We start from the raw sequence: 6,000 nt of genomic DNA, 5'->3' as shown, positions 1-6,000 counted from the left end.
CGAACTTGCAGATATTGCAGAGCGCGTAGGGTCACGTCTTGAGCTGATGTTAGCTCGTTAATTTAAAATCAGTTCAAACACGAAAGATTAAGGTTACACAATGGATATCATTGCATCTTACGGCACGGTATTAATTCTAATTGCCGCAGCAGTCGGCTTTTTTATGGCTTATGGTATTGGCGCAAATGACGTTGCCAACGCGATGGGTACATCAGTAGGTTCAAAAGCACTTACCATTAAACAAGCGATTTTTATCGCGATGATTTTTGAGTTTGCAGGTGCTTATTTAGCCGGTGGTGAAGTAACATCAACAATTCGTAAAGGGATTATTGATGCGGCCCCATTTGCCGACATTCCTGAATTGATGATTTTAGGTATGATCGCCTCATTATTTGCCGCGGGCAGTTGGTTATTAATTGCCTCGTTTTTAGGTTGGCCGGTATCGACCACTCATTCAATCATTGGCGCTATTATTGGCTTTGCTCTGGTTGCAGTAGGCACAGAGGCTATTCAATGGGGTAAGGTTGCCGGTATCGTAGGTAGCTGGATTGTAACGCCGGCGATATCAGGTTTTATAGCGTACTTAATATTTATGAGTGCGCAAAAGCTGATATTTGATACAGACGCTCCACTTAAAAATGCAAAGCGTTTTGTACCAATATACATGGGTTTAGCTGGCTTTATTATGGCACTTGTGACCATTAAAAAAGGCTTAAAGCACATAGGTATTAATTTAGGTACCTTTGAAGGTTTTGCTATTTCTATAGGTATAGCGGTACTAGTTGCTGTTATTGGTAAAATTGCGATTTCTCGTTTAAATATCGATCCTAAAGCGGATAGAGAAATGCAGTTTAACAATGTAGAAAAAGTGTTTGCAGTACTTATGGTGCTAACAGCCTGTTGTATGGCATTTGCTCATGGTTCTAATGATGTTGCTAACGCAATTGGACCACTAGCTGCTGTTGTAAACATTGTTGAAAATAATGGTGAAATCGCGAAGAAAGCGGCTATTGCTTGGTGGATATTACCACTGGGTGGTTTAGGTATTGTTGCCGGTCTTGCTATTTTAGGCAAAAAAGTAATTAAAACCATTGGTGAAGGAATTACACATTTAACACCAAGCCGTGGTTTTGCTGCTGAATTAGCCGCTGCATCTACCGTTGTTATTGCATCGGGCACAGGCTTACCTATCTCAACCACACAAACCCTAGTGGGTGCCGTGTTGGGTGTAGGTATGGCACGTGGTATTGCCGCACTTAATATGGGTGTAATAAGAAATATTGTAGTTTCTTGGGTAATTACATTGCCAGTTGGTGCTGCCCTTGCTATTGTTATTTTCTACGTACTAAGAACCGCTTTTGGGGTTTAATAAAAAGTACTTAAAAGACTTTTAGCTTGAAAAGATCTCAACGCCCCTTGGTGTTGGGGTCTTTTTATTTGTGGAAAGAAAAATGACCAATCTCCCTAGTATAAAGCAGCTACAGTATTTATTAGCTGTGCATCAGCATCAACATTTTGGCCGCGCAGCAAGTGCCTGCTTTATTGGCCAGTCAACGCTGAGCACCGCAATTCAAAATTTAGAAGAGACCTTAGGGTGTCAGCTTATAGAACGAGAAAATCGCAGCCTTATGTTTACCACCATTGGTGAAGAGGTTGTTGAGCGTTCAAGAAAAATCATTAACGACACTATTAGCTTAAAAGAGCTTACCAAAAGCTTTTTAACGCCGCTTAGCGGCACATTAACGGTAGGTGTTATTCCTACGATTGCGAGCTTTATTGCAGCGCCTCTTTATCACTTTTGTCAGCAAACGTTTGCTGACTTAGAGTTAGTTTTAGTGGAGGATACCAGCGACAAGCTACTTGATAAGTTAGAGCATGGGCAAATTGACTTGGCACTATTAGCGCTGCCCTACGAAACCGATAAATTTCATACTCAAGTACTTGCACAAGATCATTTTAGCTTAGTGCACCATAAAGACTACACACCAGCTAAAGGCATTGAAGACTTTAATTTACTACCAGAAGCGAGTGTATTTTTACTTGAGCGAGAGCACTGTATGACTGGGCATGCGCTCAGTGCGTGCCATTTAAACCGCTCTAGCTGTATAAATCCCTTTGAGGCAGCTAGCTTACATACTTTATTGAGTATGGTTGAGTACAAACTTGGCGTGACTTTTTTACCGCAAATGGCGATTAACGCGGGTATTTTAGAAAACAAAAACATGCTTGCTACGCCATCACAAGGTAATGCCTATCGTGATATTGGTGTACTGTGGCGCAAAACAACGGGGCGGATTCGTGACTTTAAATTGTTTAGCCAACAGTTAGAGGTCTTTTTGAAAAAGCAGTGCAGTGTTGATTTTAAGTAACGTAAAAAAAGCGTATTAGAGATAATACGCTCAATAACACAGGGAATTAAAGTGGCTGCTTGTGCTGGTAGCTCTCTAGCGGCGGTAAAAACAATAAGTAAACCCACACAACAACATTGAAGTAAGGCACCAGTCCAAGCACTGTAAAGGTTTTTACAGGGTAGCCTTTAATCTGGGCATACTTGTAACATTGAAGCGCAATAGCAAAGTGTATAAACAATAATAACGTGATTAGTTGCATCATAAACATCCTCCTTATGCCCCCTATGTCCACCTTTAACAGTATAGACATCTAGACGATAAGAAATAAAGATGTCATGTAAAATCAAGGTGATCACTTAATTTTCATGACATTTTGCTGCCGATAAGCAAAGTATAGGTTAGATGAGCAATTTGGGTAGTAATAAATTGCTTAAATTTGTTTATTAATGTTTATAGTGATGTGAGGGTATCTTGATAAAAAATAGGGTTGTTCTTTATTTTTTCTAATTCAATCAGTACCTTGTCGATAGGGACAGGGCGAGCAATAAAATAGCCTTGCCCGTAGTCTACGCCTATTTCTTTGAGTGCAAAAAATACTTCAGCGGTTTCCACATATTCAGCCACAGAGCGCTTATCTAGTGAGCGACTGATGTCATTTATGGCTTTCACTAGCGCTAAGTCAATGGAGTCGTTAAGCATATCGCGGACAAATGAGCCGTCAATTTTCACATGTTGGGCTGGTAATTGTTTAAGATAATTAAAGGTACTAAATCCGGTACCAAAGTCATCAATCGAAAAGTGGCAGCCTAAATTATTTAACCGTTCAATCATTTTACGAGTGGCAGCCAAGTTATTAATGCTAGCCGATTCGGTTATTTCAAAAATAATTTTTGATGGAGACACTTGGTATTTTTCGAGGCTCGACTCTATTAACGGCAGTAAACGCTCATCTAAAAATGACTGTGCCGATAAATTTATTGCAACCTGAAGAAGCTCTGGGTGCGCAGCAACACTTGCAATACTGTTACGAATAACACATTGATCCATTAAAAAGGTGTCGTTAAGCATTTCCAATGAGGGAATAAATTGATTTGGGTAAATAAGTTCGTCGTCGAGCTTTAATCTCAGTAGTACTTCAAAGTAAGCAACCTGATTAGTTTTAAAATCCCAAATGGGTTGATAATGAAGTTCTATACTGTCTTGTTGTAGAGCTTGGCGTACGCCATGGCCCCATTCTAAGCCCGTTTGCAGCGCATTGTTTTCACCATCTTGTTTTGAATAACAATGTACTAAGTTACGGCCTAAATTTTTAGCAATATATAACGCAATATCTGATTGCTTTAAACATTCATTTGGGTCGCAGTTATCAGCAGTAATTTGTGTTAAGCCAATAGAGCAGCTAATTGAATACACTTGATCTTCTGACTTAAATTGGTTGCCCTCAATGGCACTACAAATCCTCTGTGCAATTAAATGTGCGTCTAATAAATTGGTGTTTTTAAGGATCACCGCAAACTCATCGCCACCCACACGGCAGATCAGGTGCTCATTACTAATATTGGCAATAAACAGTTGTGCCACTTCTTTTAAAACAATATCGCCTTGTTGATGGCCTTTACTGTCGTTGATTATTTTAAAGTGATCAAGATCGATATAAATCAGCGCATGCTCAATATTTGCATAGGTATTTTCGTTTTGACAAATATAGTTAAGTTGTTGGTCAAAATAATAACGATTGTGTAGCCCTGTTAAGGTGTCATGCAGGGCTAAATGGCGTAATTGCAACTCTGCTTGTTTGCGCTCATGAATGTTATCGAGTGTGGCAGTGATAGTGGCGTTGTTGCTGCTATTTTTTATTAACTGAAGCCGACATTCGACCCATACTGAGTTACCGTTTTTTTGGCTCAGTTTAACTTCTATTTTTTGTTTGTTCGCGCCACCTTGTAAAATATCATCAATGGTTGATTGTAATGACTGTTTATATTCTGTGGTGCAAAACGCAGTGAGTGGTTGTTGTAAGGTCGACTTAACTCCAAAACCACTTAGAGATTCCCACGCCGGGTTTATAAAGCGAATATTTCCTTGCTGATCTAGTTCAAGTACAACCGTGTTTAAGTGCAATAAAATACGCTGATGCGCTGAAAATAGGTCACGATATTTTACTTCACTAACACTTAACTGCTGCACTTTGTTAGCAAACTCAGCATAGCTCACCATGAAGTCTTCACGACGCGCTGCATGATCACAGACTTTATTCAAAAATGAAGGATCGTAAGGGGCGCGAATAAAGTCGGTAACACCAGAAAGTAATAACTGCTCAGCGTAATCAGCATCGTTTTTATCAATAATAGTAACAATGGCTTGCTGAGGGTTATGCTGCAAAATCTTTTCTACTAATTGATTTGAGCTCTCAGCTTGTGCTGCAGTGGCATCAAGTAGCACAATAGCAAACGACTGTTGATTATAGGCACTGAGCGCGGCTTTTTCGTTAGTAACATGAGTAATTGCAAAGTTAAGCTTTAATTGTTCACTCATCTCGTTTGCCCTGCTGCTAAAGGGTTCTAATAACAACAGGTTTAAGCGACTGCTTTTTTCTAAATGACTCGACAACACATTTGCGAGTATTTGCGGCAATATATCTTGGCGTTCAAAAGGCAGTACTGCATCTATGCCATAGCTACGTGCGGTAGTTTCGGCGATACGCTCACAATAAATGGGCGGAATAAGTAAAATAGGCGTATTTTTCGGCGTGTTAAGTAAACCAGAGCGGATCATACGTGAAAACCGCCAGCCATCAATTTTACCTACATCTAAGCCGGTTATGATTATATTTACGCTTTGGTTCTTTAAGATTTTTAACGCATCTTGGCTGTCTGAGGCTTCAATAAACTCAAACACACCAAGCCTCTCCAGCGTGGCACGTATAGTCTGGCGCTCATCATTACTTGTATTTAATATTAGCAATTTAAGCTGTTTTGCCACTTAGGTACCACTCCGAGAAATGCAGATTATAAAACAGTAAGAGTAATGATATTTAGCCATAAGAACAAGCGTATTTAACCGCTATTTTAAATGTAGTTCATTGATAGCTAATTAGGGAGAATATAAGGGTTATCTTGAGCTTCATTAGTAATAGTTAAATACCCAAACCACCTCAAAATGCAGAATTCAGCGCTTCACAGGGGCTTAATATCAAGGCGATACTTTGCCGTAATGGTAGTCCCTTTCAAGAAGTAGCAACGATGAGAGTATGCCCCTGTGAAACGCCCACGGGTTGGTTTAAAAGCGATTTATACTGCGTTATTGATATTAATAATAGAACCACTATTATTTGCAATCAATGCCTTGCCTAAATCGCTTTTAATTCCGACGACACTCGCATTTTGAGGTGGTTTAAATATACCCAAACCACCTCAAAATGCAGAATTCAGCGCTTCACAGGGGCTTAATATCAAGGCGATACTTTGCAGTCATGGTAGTCCCTTTCAAGAAGTAGCAACGATGAGAGTATGCCCCTGTGAAACGCCCACGGGTTGGTTTAAAAGCGATTTATACTGCGTTATTGATATTAATAATAGAACCACTATTATTTGCAATCAATGCCTTGCCTAAATCGCTTTTAATTCCAACGACACTCGCATTTTGAGGT

General features: G+C 39.8%; 4 protein-coding genes. 2 read left to right on the top strand and 2 right to left on the bottom strand.

From position 1 onward, the window contains the following. Positions 1-100: 100 nt before the first annotated feature. Together BG00_RS02395 and BG00_RS02390 are read left to right on the top strand one after the other, a co-directional pair. Positions 101-1,369, top strand: coding sequence for an inorganic phosphate transporter (locus BG00_RS02395; protein WP_036980279.1), 1,269 nt, complete (start codon positions 101-103; stop codon positions 1,367-1,369). An 82-nt stretch (positions 1,370-1,451) separates the two neighbouring features. After that, positions 1,452-2,369 (top strand): hydrogen peroxide-inducible genes activator, encoded by a 918-nt coding sequence (locus BG00_RS02390; RefSeq protein ID WP_036980277.1) that lies wholly within the window; start codon positions 1,452-1,454, stop codon positions 2,367-2,369. Positions 2,370-2,415: 46 nt separating this feature from the next. Here the strand turns inward: BG00_RS02390 and BG00_RS02385 are convergent, their stop codons facing one another. Both BG00_RS02385 and BG00_RS02380 read right to left on the bottom strand, forming a co-directional pair. Further along, the gene (locus BG00_RS02385; RefSeq protein ID WP_036980276.1) at positions 2,416-2,613 is read right to left on the bottom strand and encodes a hypothetical protein; all 198 of its coding nucleotides are present in this window, start codon (positions 2,611-2,613) and stop codon (positions 2,416-2,418) included. A 188-nt stretch (positions 2,614-2,801) separates the two neighbouring features. Continuing rightward, positions 2,802-5,333, bottom strand: a complete 2,532-nt coding sequence (locus BG00_RS02380) for an EAL domain-containing protein (RefSeq protein WP_036980275.1) — start codon at positions 5,331-5,333, stop codon at positions 2,802-2,804. Between the last annotated feature and the right edge of the window lie 667 nt (positions 5,334-6,000).

The sequence above is a fragment of the Pseudoalteromonas sp. SCSIO_11900 genome (assembly GCF_000576475.1).
Lineage (GTDB): Bacteria > Pseudomonadota > Gammaproteobacteria > Enterobacterales > Alteromonadaceae > Pseudoalteromonas > Pseudoalteromonas tetraodonis.
The sequence above is the reverse complement of the archived record's forward strand: the minus strand, read 5'-3'. Positions and strand labels throughout refer to the sequence as shown.

Excerpts from the sequence above, each read along its gene's own strand:
- BG00_RS02395 (WP_036980279.1), top strand. The coding sequence starts at position 101 with ATGGATATCATTGCATCTTACGGCACGGTATTAATTCTAATTGCCGCA.
- BG00_RS02390 (WP_036980277.1), top strand. The coding sequence starts at position 1,452 with ATGACCAATCTCCCTAGTATAAAGCAGCTACAGTATTTATTAGCTGTG.
- BG00_RS02385 (WP_036980276.1), bottom strand. The coding sequence starts at position 2,613 with ATGATGCAACTAATCACGTTATTATTGTTTATACACTTTGCTATTGCG.